5 protein-coding genes are annotated in these 15,335 nt (G+C 62.3%); 1 reads left to right on the top strand and 4 read right to left on the bottom strand.

The window, feature by feature from the left end; all coding sequences use genetic code 11:
• The first annotated feature begins 37 nt into the window (after window positions 1–37).
• A complete protein-coding gene (locus tag AB9L16_RS14225; RefSeq protein WP_375122273.1) occupies window positions 38–12,523 on the top strand; it encodes a filamentous haemagglutinin family protein in 12,486 nt (4,161 codons plus the stop codon).
• 56 nt (window positions 12,524–12,579) lie between these two features.
• On the opposite strand, the gene AB9L16_RS14220 is transcribed toward AB9L16_RS14225, so the two are convergent.
• The 4 genes from AB9L16_RS14220 to AB9L16_RS14205 form a co-directional block, all read right to left on the bottom strand.
• A complete protein-coding gene (locus AB9L16_RS14220) occupies window positions 12,580–12,906 on the bottom strand; it encodes a type II toxin-antitoxin system RelE/ParE family toxin (RefSeq protein ID WP_375122272.1) in 327 nt (108 codons plus the stop codon).
• Window positions 12,839–13,033 (bottom strand): hypothetical protein, encoded by a 195-nt coding sequence (locus AB9L16_RS14215; RefSeq protein ID WP_056789559.1) that lies wholly within the window; start codon window positions 13,031–13,033, stop codon window positions 12,839–12,841. The genes AB9L16_RS14220 and AB9L16_RS14215 overlap by 68 nt, the downstream gene beginning before the upstream one ends.
• Window positions 13,034–13,263: 230 nt before the next feature.
• Entirely contained in the window at window positions 13,264–13,482 is a 219-nt protein-coding gene (locus AB9L16_RS14210) for a hypothetical protein (protein WP_042606898.1), read from the bottom strand.
• A 108-nt stretch (window positions 13,483–13,590) separates the two neighbouring features.
• Window positions 13,591–15,270 (bottom strand): MFS transporter, encoded by a 1,680-nt coding sequence (locus tag AB9L16_RS14205; protein WP_038861763.1) that lies wholly within the window; start codon window positions 15,268–15,270, stop codon window positions 13,591–13,593.
• Between the last annotated feature and the right edge of the window lie 65 nt (window positions 15,271–15,335).

Genomic DNA, 15,335 nt, shown 5'->3' with positions numbered 1-15,335 from the left:
GGCTGATCCGACCTGCCACCCAAAAGGACCTGTAGTGATGCTTGCTCGCACCTCCCGTCACAGTAACCGTATCCGGCCGATCAAACGTGGCGCGGGCGATCCCGCACAGTGGCTGCTCAAGCCATTGGCGCAAGCTGTCGCCTTGTGTCTGGTGGCGGGCAGTGCCGAGGCGGCGACAGCGTTCAGTTCCACCTGGTTTGCCGCGAAGGGCGCAGCGCAGCAGGCTTCGGCGTCGCGTCCGGGAGGGGGTGGTCTGCCGGGGATGACCCCACCGCTGGCACAGCAGCAACGGGCCAGCCAGCAGTTGCAGCGTTCTTTGCAGACACTCAATAACACCGTGGCAGCGATTGCCGCTCAGCAGGCCGCACAAGCCGCTGGACGTGCCGCCGCATTGGGCAGTGTGCAAGTGGTTCCTGACGGATTGGGCGAGGGCGGCCTGAAGATCGATAACAGCCTGAGCCAGGGCTGGATGAACGCCAAAGGCCCGCAACAAACCCAGGCCGACGGCAAGACCACGGTGAAGATCGAGCAGACCGCCGACAAGGCGATTCTCAATTGGGAAACGTTCAACGTCGGCCGCAATACCACAGTGGAATTTGCCCAGCAGGCCAACTGGGCGGTGCTCAATCGCGTCAACGATCCGAGCGCACGGGCCAGCCAGATCCAGGGGCAGATCAAAGCGGACGGCACGGTGATGCTGATCAACCGCAACGGCATCGTCTTCAGCGGTGGCAGCCAGGTCAATGTGCGAAATCTGGTAGCGGCAGCCGCGAACATGACCGATGCACAATTTCGCGATCGGGGTCTGTATTTCGACAGCACCGGCAGTCAGCCAACCTTCACCGACGCTGCTGGCAAAGTCCTGGTGGAGCGTGGCGCAGCCATACAAACGCACCAACCTGCGCTCTCCACCGACGCCGGCGGCTATACCTTGCTGCTCGGCCAGGACGTGCACAACGACGGCTCGATCAGTACGGCCAAAGGTCAGACGGTGCTGGGTGCGGGGGACCGTTTCTATATCCGCAAGGGCTCGGGCACCGACGGTAATGGTTATTCAACCACCTTCGGCAGTGAAGTCATTCCCGGTTTCAAGGCTGACAGCTCGGGCAAGGTCAGCAACACCGGCCTGATCCAGGCATCCACCGGCGACATCACCCTGACCGGCCGCGACGTTGTGCAAAACGGTGTGCTGCTGGCGAGCACTTCGGTGGCGACGCGCGGCACCGTGCATCTGCTCAATCCGGCCAGCGATGCCCAAGGCCTTGTGACCCTGGGCGAACATGGTGTCAGTGCGATTCTGCTCGACAGCAGTGATCTCACGGCCCTGGACAGCCAGCGCGAGGCCGCGCTGACCGGCGTCAATGCCAACAACCGGATCCGCAGCGATCAGTCACGCATCGACGTCGGCAGCGGCGGCACCGTCGAATTCAAAAGCGGCTCGATCACCCTTGCCACCGGTGGGCAGGTGGCAGTTGCCGCCGGACAACGCAGTCTATTGCGCGAGGGGGCGGTGATCGACGTGTCCGGCGCCCTCGGCGTCAAAGTGGCGATGGCAAACAACAACATCAAGATCAACGTCCAGGGCAACGAGCAGCGTGATGCGCCGGTCAATCGCGAGAACGGCGCGCTCAACAGTAACGACATCTGGGTCGATGTCCGTGAGCTGGTATTCGTGCCGGCGGGCACCAACGGTTACGCCACCGACCGCTGGTACACCGCCGGTGGGTTGTTGGAGGTCGGCGGATACCTCGGCACTCAGGGCCATGGCGTTGGTGAATGGATGGCGCAGGGCGGTGAGGTGCGGTTTTCCGGAAAGGACGTGATCAGCGAAAAAGGTTCGCTGATCAATGTGTCCGGCGGCACGCTTGATGTGCAGGGCGGCGAGATTCGCCAGAGCTGGCTGCGCGGTGCGGACGGGCGGTTATACGAAGTGTCGCGTGCGCCGGGCGATATTCTCTACAACGGTCTTTACAAAGGTTACGAAAGTCACAGCGAGCGCTGGGGCCAGACGGATTATTTCTATAGCCCGCTGATCGCGCCGACGCGTCGCCAGGAGGCGGGGTACACCGTTGGCCGGGATGCCGGCCAGTTGGTGATCGCCACGGGCAACGCCGTGCTGGAAGGCCAGCTGTTGGGTGAGGTGTTTCAGGGCGAACGGCAAATCCAGGCACCGCGGGCAGGTCTGGACGGCTATGCCCAGACCCAGACCGCCCGGGCGCGGCGAGGGCAGTTGGTGGTTGGCAGTTACGATGCTGCTTATGTCGCTGCCAGTGCAGGCCTGCTCTATCAACTCGACCCGTTGCTCGATCAGGTGCAAGTGGGGGGCGCGCATGCCAGCGTAGCGAACGCAGGGCTGACCGACGCGGTCGCGGCAGAACGCGCAGGCAAACTGTTCCTCGATGCCGGGCTGCTCAATGGTTTCGCGCTGGGCGCGCTGAAGATCTCGGCAAAAAACACGATTGAAGTCAATGAAGATGTGACCGTGGATCACGGTGGCAACATCACCCTGTTCAGCCCTGACGTGCAGGTCAATGCCGATCTGATTGCGCAAGGCGGCAGCCTGCAATTGGGCAACGTTTTGAACCAGCTCGCCACCGATCGGCGTGATGACACCATTCTCCAGGTTTCAGCAGGCAAGCAAGCGCGAGTGACGGTTGCGCAGGGTGTGCAGCTGCAGACACGCGGTCTGTGGAGCAACCTGTCGAGTAACCCGGACGACGCGGGCGGCCTGGCGTACCTCAATGGCGGGACGGTGTCGATCCGCAGTACCGGCGATATTCTGCTGGCCAGTGGCAGTCTGGTCGATGTTTCGTCGGGCGGTGCGGTATTGGCCAACGGCAAGACGCGTGGCGGCAAGGGTGGCGACGTGACGCTTGAATCCAGCGCCAACAGTGCGCCGGGCCTGTCGCGCATGGTGCTCGATGGCGAGGTGCAGGGCTATGGCGTGAACGGCGGCGGCACCTTGACCGTGCAGGCCAGCAAGGTGCGGATCGGCGCTTCCGGCGAAGTGGCCGAAGAACAGACCCTGCGCCTGACGCCGGAGCTGTTCCGCACGGGGTTCAGCGCCTACAACATCATCGGTCTGAAGGGGCTGGAGGTCGCCGCGCAAAGCGCGATCGATGTGCAGATGCCGGTCTATCGATTTGGCGAATCCGCCTCGACCATTGTCTCCGGTATGTCGCCGCGCGCTGCGCTGGAGCTATGGACGCCTGCGCTATTTCAGGAAGACCCGCTCAAGGGCGTCTTGACGCAAAGGGCCGGCGCTTCTGTCGCATTGCAGGCCGGCGCGACGCTTGCTGGCTTGATAGATCCCGCCAGCAGTCCGTTGTCGATTGGCGAAGGCTCACGGATCAGTGTCGATCCCGGCCAGCGCATCGGTTTGCGCGGGGCAGGCCAGATCACGCTTGATGGTGAACTCAACGCCTGGGGCGGTATTGTCGATATCCGTCAACAGCAGTTCGGCGCGATTGATGTGGCGACGTCCTTGCAAGAGGCCGATCCGACCCCGCACAACCGTTCGATCTGGATCGGTGAACATGCCTTGATCGATGTCGCCGGTCGGGCAGCGACCGCCGTCGATGCGCTGGGCCGCGTCTACGGCCAGGTCGGCAAGGGTGGCTCGATCATTGTCGGTGGCGAGATCGATGTGAAGAAAATCACGGCGACCGCTGCCGATGCTTACGTCATCGTCCGCCAAGGTGCGCGACTGGAAGCGTCCGGTGCGCAAGCCGTGCTCGATAGCGGTGGGCAAGGCCCCGCTCGTGTGGCCACCGATGGCGGACGGATCACCCTGAGTTCCTACAATGGTCTGTTCATCGAGGGCAGTCTGCAGGCCAGTGCTGGCGGTGCAGGTGCGGCGGGCGGGCGTCTGGAGATCGCTCTGGATACACCGGCGTACGGTCCCGCGAACTTGAGCAATGCGGTGCGCGTGCCACGTGAAATGATCATTGGCCAAGGGCCCGCGCCGGCACTGCCGCAGCCGCTGCTAGCGGGTGTGGCTTCGCCACTTTTACGCTACGGGCGTGCACGCTTGAGTGCCGATCAACTGATGAGCGGTGGCTTCGGCAGCGTGAGTCTGCTGAGCAACGGTCTGATGACGTTCGACGGCGATGTCGACCTGCATATGGGGCAGGGCCTGAGCCTGTTCGCCGGTTCTCTTTCATTGGCCGAGTCGGCGAGTGACAGCGCCCGGGTCAACCTCAGCGCACCTTACCTGCGCCTGTCAGGGCTGGGCACCTATTTGAGCTCGGAAGTCAAAGTGCGTCCGCGGGTGATGAGCAATCCGACAGCGCAGTTGTCCGGCGCGCAATTCACCGCCAGCGCGAACCTGCTGGACGTGGGCAACTCGCTTTCATTCGGCACCGAAGGGACTCTTGTGCAATCGGCCGCACCGGCGCTGGCGGTCAGCCGCCGTGGCTTTGGTCTGGTCACGCTCGACAGCCAGGGCGACTTGCGCTTCCTCGCGCCAACCGATGAACAGCAGCGCAGCCGTCTGTGGACTGCGGGTGACATGCACATGCGGGCTGCGCAGATCTACCCGGCCAGTGGCGTCTCGGCTGAGGTGCGAGTGGGCTATCAAAGTATGGCCGGATCGGTGCCGGAGCATACGTTGCGTATCGGCAATCACGGGGCGGCGCCGACCGCTTTGCCTTACTCGGTGTTCGGCAGCCTGACACTCAGTGCGGGACAGATCGAGCAGGGCGGCGTCATTCGTGCGCCTTTGGGGCTGATATCCCTGGGTGATGACGTCATTGTCAAAACCCGTGAACTTCACCTTCTGCCGGGCAGCGTGACTTCAGTCAGCGCCGCCGGACTGGTCATGCCCTATGGAGGAACCACCGACGGTATCGACTATCGGTACAACGGTAAGTCGGTGATGTTGAATGGCATTGCCGGAGCGACCTCCGGGGTCATCCTTGATGCGCAATACACCAATGTGCAGGCCGGGGCGGTGATCGACCTTTCGGGCGGCGGCGATTTGCGCGGTGCCGGTTTTGTCTCCGGACGAGGTGGCTCCACCGATGCGCGTTTCAATCCGCTGGTACGCAATGCCACCGATGGCACCTTCAGTTTGCCGGGGCTGGCCAATAACCCCGTGTATGCAATCGTGGCCGGTGACCAGAGCCGCTATGCGCCGATGCTGGCCGAGGCCGGCGCGGTCGATCCGCGTATCGGCCAGCAGATCACCCTCGGGACCGGCGTTGCCGGACTGGCACCCGGCACCTACACCTTGTTGCCATCGACCTTTGCCTTGTTACCGGGCGCCTTCCGGGTCGAAATCAATGGTCAAGCGATTGCGGGGCCGATGGACAGTGCGTTGAAGTTGCGCAATGGCTCGTGGACCACGGCCGGACAGCTGTCGATTGCCAACACCGGTATCCGCGACAGTTTGCCCAGCCAGGTCATCGTGACGTCTGCCGATGTGCTGCGGCGCTATTCACAGTACAACGAAACCGGGTTCAGCCAATTTGTGCTCAACGATGCTGCCCGCCGCGGTCTGCCGCGCGCCCGCACGCCGCTGGACGGCAACACGCTGCACCTGCGCATGGTCAGTGGCGGCGAGCACGACTCAGCCCTGGATTTCAACGGGCAGGTGCTGTTCAAACCTGCCAGCGGCGGGGTTATTGGTACGGCGGTCGTTCAGGGCGGTTATACCGGCGCAGAGTTTGAAATTCTCGGTGCCGGGCATACGCGAACGCCAGGGTTCGACGGTGTATCGCTGTACGCCGACACCCTCAACCGCTTGAATGCCGGACGTTTGACCATCGGTGGCACCCCAACCGTGTATTACGGTTCGGAGGGCGGCTCGATCAAGGTGATCGGCAATACCTCGGCGATTCGTCTGCGCGAAGGCGCGATCCTATCGGCGCCAGAGGTTGTGTTGAGCAGTAACAGCGCCAATGGCGGCATCACCATCGATGCGGGAGCGGGGGTCATTACCTTGGGGCGAGGTAACGTTCCGTATGATGCCGCAGCCGGTTTCGTCTACGAACCGGGGCGCTCCAGCCTGCTGGTGGTGTCCAACGGCTGGACGCCGGTGCTTGCGCCCTCCGATGGCGGGGGCGGGAGCATTCGTATCGGCAACTGTCCGACGGCCGATTGCACCGCTGCGGCGTTGCTGTACTCCAACGGCAGCATCATCGCCGCCACTGACAAAAACTTCGAACTGGGCGAAAGCGTGCGCTTTGGCACTCGCCAACTCGGGCTTTCAGTCGGTGTGGTCAATGCCGGCAGTCCGCAAGCACTGGCCGCAGCCAGCGGCCGCACACCCGCGGGCCTGACGCTTAACCAGAACGTGCTGGATCGCCTGTTGCAGGGCGACACGCAATCTGGCGCCCCCGCCCTGGAAACCCTGAGTCTGGTGGCCCGCGATGCGTTCAACTTTTTCGGCAGCGTGACCCTCGACACCATTGATCCGCAGACCGGCCAGAGCCGTTTGCAGAATCTGGTGTTGGGTAGCCCGGCTATCTACGGCTCGGGCGCTGCCACCGATGTCGCGACGATCCGCACCCGCAATCTGATCTGGAACGGGGCGACTCAGGCCCCGGGTACGGTGGTCAACGACGGCGCCGGCAACGGGCACGGCACGCTGGATATTCAGGCGCAGCGGATCGAATTGGGTTATGGCCCGAACCCGCAGCCCAATGGCCTGGATCGCAATAACCGACTGGCCCTGGGGTTTGCCAACGTCAACTTCAACGCCAGCGAGCGCATCACCGCCAACCACAAGGGCAGTCTGGCGGTGTACGAATCCCAAGGAGCTTATGACGCGGTCAAGGGGTTCAGCTACAGCGGCGGCAATCTCAATCTGCGCACGCCATTGCTGACCGGCGAGGCCGCCTCGGTCAGTGAACTCAAGGCGGGCAACAACCTGACTCTGAGTGGTAGCGCCACAACGGCTGCCGCGGATGCCCTCGGTGCGCAACTGAGCCTGACGGCACGCAGTGTTGTGCTCGACAGTCGCATCGTCCTCGCCAGCGGCAAGCTGCTGGTCAATGCCGAGGATGATCTGCTGCTTGGCAGCGGCGCGCAGGTGGACATGGCGGGCCGGGTTCTGCCGTTCAATGATGTGCAGAAATACAGCTGGGGCGGCGACGTGTCGTTGCAGAGCAACAACGGCAATATTCGTCAGTTGGCGGGCTCGCGAATCGATCTGTCCGCCGTCAACAATCAGGCCGGCCAATTGAGCGTTGTGGCCCTGGCCACTGACGCTGGACAGGTTGATCTGCAAGGGCAGATTGTCGGCAGCAGCAGTGGCTATTACGACGCGGGCGGTACGTGGGTGCCGTACAAGGCCGGTGGCGTGGACATTCGCGCCCAGCGCCTGGCGGGTGATTTGAGCCAGGCCTTTGCCAGCCTTAACCTGCGCTTGAATGCCGGCGGGGTAGTGGGCAGTCGAAGCTTCCAGTTCAAGCAGGGCAATCTGCGTATCGGTAACGAACTCAAAGCGGGCGAAGTCAATGTCTCGGTGGACAACGGCAACCTGACCGTGGACGGGGTGATCGATGCCAGTGGTGAACGGGTCGGCAGCATTCGCCTTGCCGGCAAAAACGGTTTGAACCTGACGGGCAACGCGCTGCTCGATGCCCATGGCCGCGTACTGCGCGTCGACAGCTACGGCAAAATCATCGACGCACCGAATCGCGCCATGGTTGAACTCAATTCAGGTGACGGCGTGCTGACGCTGGCCGCTGGTGCACGGATTGATCTGCGTCACGGCACCGATGCAGTGCCTGGAAACCAGGCGGGACAACGCGATGACGTATTGCGTGGGACGCTGGAGCTGAATGCACCGCGCCTGGGCGGCGGTGACATTGCGGTGGATGCCAGCGGTACGTTGAGTATTCAAGGTGCGCGCTCCATCGGGCTGAATGCCGTGCGAAGTTACAGTGATGCTGCCGATGGCACCGATCCGGCGGCCAGCGGTCGCCCGTATCAAGTGATCGATCAAGCCTACCTGGATCGCATTCACTCAGACAGCAGCGGCTTTATCGATGCGGCGCTGGGTAACAGTGATCTGCTACAACGCAAACTGGCCGGCCTCAACAATGCGACCTATGCCGATGCGTTTCATCTGCGCCCGGGGGTGGAAATCGTCAGCAAAACCGCTGACGGCGATCTGGTGGTGCAGGGCGATCTCGACTTGTCCGGCTACCGTTACGCCAGCCTCAACCCGCACACTCGCCGGACCTCGGTGTATGGCAGCGGGGAAGCGGGCAGCCTGGTGATCCGTGCCGGTGGCAACCTCGATATCTACGGCAGCATCAACGACGGTTTCGCACCGCCGCCGGAAACCGTGGACGACGCTGGCTGGAAACTGTTGCCGGGGATACAGCCTTTCGGCGGTGACCTGATCGTACCGGGCAGTGGTGTCAGCCTTGCCGAAGGGACGCTCTTTCCGGTTGGCGCCACCTTGAATTACGACCTGCCGATTCAAGCCGCCACACTGGCCGCGGGCACGGTGTTGCCGGTTCAGAGCACTTTGGCCGCACCTTACGTGTTACAGGGTGGAACGGTGCTGGCCGGCGATGTGCATGACGCGGCGGGTAACCTGATGTATGCCGCCGGTACGTTGCTCGACAACGCTGTGACCCTGCCGGCCGGCAGTCGTTTGGGTGCAGGTATCCGCTTGAACAACGCCACCGCACTGCAGGCCCTGCTCTGGCCCAAAGGCGTGCCGCTGCCGGGTGCGGTTGATGCCGACAATAAAACGGTGGGTGTGGTGTTGAACGGAACGTTGGCGCTGTTGCGGGGTTCGCTGATCCCCTCCATGACCAACGTGAAGCTCGCCGATGGCACGGTATTCCTCGACCTGCGTCCTGCCAATGGAAACCAGCAAGGTCGAAACTGGGCGATCGCCAGCATGCTGCCGGCGGGCAGTGCGTCGTGGTCGATGCGCATGGTGGCAGGGGCCGATCTGACCGCGGCCGACAGCCGTAGCGTGAAACCTCAGGCCAGCGTTGGCAACTTGCAGATGGCCGACACTCACTATGGTGTGAGCATGATCGAGGTGGCCGGCAAACTGGTCTGGGCGGTGGATAACGAGTATGGCTTTACACCGTACGAACCGGTTCCCGAGGAATACCTTGTGCTCTGTGATATCGCTCCCGGTTCTTGCGCGCCCATGGCGCGCAGTGTGTGGGCGCCTGGCAACTGGATGGGCATGCCGGATTACACACCGATGAACGATGACGAATTGTTCTGGTGCTCCATCGACCCGGCACTGTGCATTGAAAACAATCCGAGCAAGAGCGCCCAGGCCCACACGCAGATGTTCAGCGTTTTGCGTACTGGCACCGGCGACCTGGATTTGATGGCGGCCGGTAACCTGAGCATGGCCTCACCTTTCGGCGTCTACACCGCCGGCACCCAATCGGCAGACGTCGACGCGCGTTATAACCAGCCCCGCGGAAGGCTGTCGGCTGATGGCTCGGCATTGGGCAGCGCTGGCAGCGATTACGAAAAATGGGTCGATGGCGGCAGTGCCAGCCTCTATCAGGCCTGGTATCCGCAGATGGGCGGTAACCTGACGATCAATGCCGGCGGGTCTGTGTCGGGTGACGTGCTTGGCCGTCGCTCGGTCGCCACGGGCGACGGTACGCGGGAGCAGGTGCCGAGTGTGGCGGTGGGCAATTGGCTCTGGTGCCAAGGTACCGGCAACAACGATGTACCGACTGCCTGGTGGATCAATTTCGGCAGCTACGCTGCGCAGCCATTGCCAGCGCTGGGCGAGGAAACCAGACCTTATCTGGTGGGCTTTACCGGGTTCGGTACGCTGGGCGGCGGCAACATCAGTCTGAGCGCCGGTGGGGATGCTGGCATGCTCAAGGCCATGGGCGACGACAGGTATGCGTCGTACCCTCGCAGTCAGGGGTTGATCGTGGCTGTCGGCAGTACGGGCCGCGTGGACAGTGACGGGAACTTGCAACTGACCGGTGGCGGAGACCTTGATATTCGTCTGGGCGGTGTCCTTAATCCGTCTCTGCAGGCACGTGCCGGCCTGGCGGGTACCGGCACGCCGACGCACGACTTGCAGGGCGCGCTCATCAACCTGCGCGGTGCGGCGCAACTGACGGGCGCCGCGTTGGGCGGTATCAATCTGCAGTACGGCGCCTCGGCGCTGTTTCATGACCCACGGGAAACGCGCGCCTTCGACCCGTTCAACTCGACGGCCAGTAATGCCAGTGGCGGGCTGGTGCTGATTCCCGGTGACTCCGGCATGCGCCTCAACACCCGCGGCGATCTGGTGTTGGGTGGCGCCGCCGATCCGGGCCGCGTGCGGTTGCAGAACTCCACACCGTTTACCACGGCGGATGGCGTTTACCATGCCGGTGGCGGTTTGAGTGGTTTCTCGCTGTGGACCGATCACACGGCCATCGATTTGTTCTCGGCCGGCGGCAACCTGACGCCCAGCACCCAGTTGATGGAAACCACCGGGCAGGACCCCGTCGCCGGGCTTAACGGGTCACCGACCGATGACCGCTTCGTCTTTCCTTCGATATTGCGTGCCGTGGCCGGCCAGGGCTCGATTTATGCGGGACCATCAGCGGCCTACGGCATAGGCAACCCGGCGCCGGCTCTGGCCTGGTCATTGCTGTTGGCACCTTCCAGCGCGGGGCAGCTTGAACTGATCGCTGGGGATTCGATCTATGCCGGCGGCTACGCCATCAACCAGTCAGGGGCCAGCCCGGCGGCGCTCGCCACACCGTTTGCACCCGCGTTCAATGGCTACGGCAACAACCAGTCCGCTCGGCCGATTACGACCAACGCCGGCAGCGATGGTGTGCTGGCGCAAACCAATTCGCGCTATCCACTGTTTGCCTTTGGTCCCGATAGCTACTCGGGGTTGAGCAGGGTTCAGGGGCCGGCGCGCTTCTATGCACTGACCGGTGACCTGGTAGGAATTCGCACGGGCGAAACGCTGGCGTTCGCGACCACGAAGCGCACCTGGTATGAATCGGCAGGCCCGGTGTGGATGGTGGCGGGGCGTGACATCGTGGCGTCCGGTACCAATTTGGGGCAACCCACGTTTGCGCCCGTTGGGGGCATGGGTCGCAATAACGAACAGATCGCGTCTACCGGCAATCTGTTCGTGCATAACGATGCGCGCGACATTTCGCGGATTTCGGCCGGGCGAGACATTCTCTACAGCAGCTTCGACATTGCCGGCCCGGGTGTTCTGGACGTCAATGCCGGGCGCAATATCCTGATGGAAGATCGCGCCAGCATCACCAGCCTCGGTCCTGTCGTGGCAGGCGATCAGCGCCCCGGTGCGAGCATCGTGATGCAAGCGAGTGCGGGCGCGCAGGGGCCGGATTACTCACGGTTCATTGCGCGTTATCTGAACCCGCAAAACGTAGCGGATTCAGCGGTGGCTCTGAGCGCGCAACCGGGCAAAGTGGTCAAGACCTTCGTCGAAGAACTGCAGAGCTGGCTGAGCCTGGGTTATGGCTTCAAGGGTGGCGACGAACAGGCGCAAGCGTTCTTCGCCGCACTGCCGAGTACCGAACAGGCGATCTTCGCCCGCCAGGTGTACTTCGCCGAATTGCGCGCCGGCGGCCTGGAATACACCGATGCCAGTGGTCCGCGCACTGGCAGTTACCTGCGCGGTCGCAACGCCATTGCGGCGCTGTTCCCGACCACTGATGTCGCCGGCAATCCGATCCGTTACGACGGCGATATCACGATGTACGGTGGCGCCGGGGTCAAGACGCTGTTTGGCGGCGATATCCAGATGCTCACGCCGGGCGGTGGTCAGGTGTTCGGTATTGAAGGCGCGGCGCCGCCGTCGACGGCGGGGATCATCACCCAAGGTTCGGGCGACATTCAGTTGTACTCGCAAGGCAGCATTCTGCTCGGCCAGAGCCGGATCATGACCACCTTCGGCGGCTCGATTCTCGGCTGGTCCGCCGAGGGCGATATCAACGCCGGTCGCGGCTCGAAAACCACCGTGGTCTACACGCCGCCAAAACGTGTCTACGACAACTGGGGCAACGTCACGCTGTCGCCGTCGGTGCCGAGTACCGGTGCCGGTATCGCCACGCTCAACCCGATCGCCGAAGTGGCGCCGGGCAACATCGACCTCATTGCGCCACTGGGCACCATCGATGCCGGCGAGGCGGGGATTCGCGTGTCGGGCAACGTTAACATCGCCGCGCTGACGGTGGTCAACGCCGCGAACATTTCGGTGCAGGGCAAAGCGACCGGCGTGCCGGTGGTGTCCGCGGTGAATACCGGCGCAATCACCTCGGCCAGTTCGGCGGCATCCTCCGCTACGCAAGCGGCGGAAGACGTCGCCCGGCAGCAACAGGCAGCGGCGCGGCAGAACCAGGCTTCGGTGTTCACTGTGCAGGTACTCAGCTTCGGCAACGAGCAACTGGCACCGTCGCGCGATGGTGCCAGTCGCGCGCCAGCGACCGGTTACAACCCGGACAGCCCGGTGCAGGTGCTCGGCGCCGGGGCATTGGATGAACAGGCGAAGCAGCAGCTGACCGAAGAGGAGCGTGGGCAGCTGACGTTGTAAAAGACTCTCGTGCAGTACGTTTGGGCGGCCGGTTGGCCGCCTTTTTTTATGAATGGTTATGGATATTTTTTTCGGGCGTGCAGCACGGTCAGAATTTTGATGTGGTCTGTCACCTGATAGACCAGTAAATAATTCGAGTTGATGACCATTTCGCGAGTGCCCGGTATTCGGCCGGAGCGGAAACCATGCGGTATCCAGGAAAGCCTTCGCGCTGCGGCGCTGAGCTTTTGGTGCAGTGCAACTGAAGCGACAGTGTTGCGTTGTTCTACGTATTCGATGATGTCAGCCAGGTCTCCAAGAGCCGGTTTACTCCAGCTAACCGGCAGCGCGTCGATTCTTGCGTCTCTCTTCCAGCATCTGACCCAGCAGCACCATTGCCTCATCGTGGGGGATAGGCGGACGTGGATCATCAAGTGCGGCTTGTACCTTGGCGCGATACCAAAGATCGTAATCCGCAGCCTCTTCTTCGGTTTCGAAGTCTGAAACGATAAGTGAAAGTTCAGCGCTCATCATGACCTCCATGATCAATGTGAAGCAGTCTAAGGGGATGTGGGCTCGTTGTCGTCACTGGCGGGACGAGGGAGACATCATCCGCAAACAGACGATGCAAATCTGTCAGACGCTTCGCTTGTGATGCACGTGAAGTCGATCAGCTGTGTAGTTCAATTCTGTAGGAAATCAGCTTTTGGTCATCGGGCTGACAGCCGCCGCTCAAAGCTGCGGCCACAGCCACGCTGCACTCAGTTACCGTCTGCAACCTTACGCTCGATCTCATCGACTTTGCGCTGTAGCTCTTCAGCTTCCTGCTCTTTGACCCGAGTGGAAGACGGCGTGATGACTTTGTCCACGCCTTCGGTTTTGCCGTCGCGGTCCTGCAGATCGCGCTCGACCACGTTCACCGGTTTGCCGCTGGCATCGGTGGGTGGGGCGTTGGGAGTTTTGTCGTCGTTGGGGTTCATGGCGCTGGCCTCCTGTGGGTGTACACATTGGAGACAGCGCGGCGGCAGACGTTCGAAATTTTTCAGCTGCGAGGCCCTCTCCGGCAGGAGAGGGCACTGTGGCTTTTTTCAGTCCTTGAGAATGTCGCGATCCTTGGTTTCCGGCAGGAAGAACGTGCCGAGTATTGCCGTCGCCACTGCAATGACGATCGGGTACCACAGCCCGTAGTAGATGTCACCGGTGGCGGCGACCATGGCGAACGCCACGGTCGGCAGGAAGCCGCCGAACCAGCCGTTGCCGATGTGGTAGGGCAGCGACATCGAGGTGTAGCGGATGCGCGTCGGGAACAGTTCGACCAGCCACGCGGCGATCGGGCCATAAACCATGGTCACGTAGATCACCAGCACGGTGAGCAGGAGCAGCATCATCGGGTAATTGATTTTCGCCGGGTCGGCTTTTTCCGGGTAACCGGCGTCTTTCAACGCCGCGCCGAGGTTGGCGGTGAAGGCGTCGTTGCGGGCCTTGAAGTCGGCGGCGGTGAGGGCGCTGCCTTCGAAGCTCTCGACAACGCGATCACCTATGCGCACCTGCGCGACCGTGTTCGGTTCGGCAGCGACGTTCTCGTACGGGATCGCGCGTTTCGCCAGCAAGGTTTTCGCCAAGTCACAGGAGCTGGTGAATCTGGCCTTGCCCACCGGATCGAACTGGAACGAACACTGATCAGGATTGGCGATCACTTTGACCGGATTTTTTTCCTGAGCGACGAACACGTCCGGGTTGCCGTACTGGGTCAGCGCAGTAAAGATCGGAAAGTAGGTCAAAGCAGCCAGAATGCACCCGGCCATGATGATCGGTTTGCGCCCGATGCGATCGGACAGGCTGCCGAAAATCACGAAGAACGGTGTGCCGATCAGTAGCGATCCGGCGATCAGCAGGTTGGCGGTCTGCGCGTCGATCTTCAATGTTTGCAACAGGAAGAACAGCGCATAGAACTGCCCGGTGTACCAGACCACTGCTTGCCCGGCGGTGCCGCCCAGCAGCGACATGATCACCACTTTGAGATTGTCCCAGCGCGCAAAGGATTCAGTCAGCGGTGCTTTCGAGGCCTTGCCTTCGTCCTTCATTTTCTGGAACACCGGCGACTCGCTCAGTTGCAGGCGGATGTACACCGACACGGCCAGCAGAATGATCGACAGCAGAAACGGAATCCGCCAGCCCCAAGCCTCGAACGCCTCGTTACCCAGCGCGGTGCGACAGGCGAGAATCACCAGCAGCGACATGAACAGACCGAGGGTGGCGGTGGTTTGAATCCACGAAGTGAAAAAGCCACGGCGGTTGCGTGGCGCGTGCTCGGCGACGTAGGTCGCCGCGCCGCCGTATTCACCACCCAGCGCCAGGCCTTGCAGCAAGCGTAGGGTGATCAGAATCACCGGGGCAGCGACGCCGATGGTGGCGTAGCCGGGCAGGAGACCGACGATTGCGGTGGACACGCCCATGATCACAATGGTGATCAGAAACGTGTGCTTGCGCCCGATCATGTCACCCAGACGCCCGAAGACGATGGCGCCGAACGGCCGCACCGCAAACCCGGCGGCGAAGGCCAGCAGGGCAAAGATGAATGCGGTGGTTTCGTTGACGCCGGCGAAGAAGTGTTTGGCGATGATCGCCGCCAGCGAGCCGTAGAGGTAAAAGTCGTACCACTCGAAAACCGTGCCCAGCGAGGAAGCGAAGATGACCTTGCGCTCCTCCTTCGTGATACCGCCGCTGCGGGGCGGTGTGCCGGTGGATGCTGTGTCGATTGTGGCCATGGGTGTTCTCCGTCGTGCTTATTGTTGTAGGCCGGAGTCCCCCGTTACTGCCTGTCGCACTCTGG

Origin of the sequence: Pseudomonas sp. LW8 (assembly GCF_041956865.1) — a bacterium.
In the GTDB taxonomy this organism is placed as follows: domain Bacteria; phylum Pseudomonadota; class Gammaproteobacteria; order Pseudomonadales; family Pseudomonadaceae; genus Aquipseudomonas; species Aquipseudomonas siliginis.
Note: the sequence above shows the minus strand (reverse complement) of the source record. Positions and strands in the feature narration are given on the sequence as shown.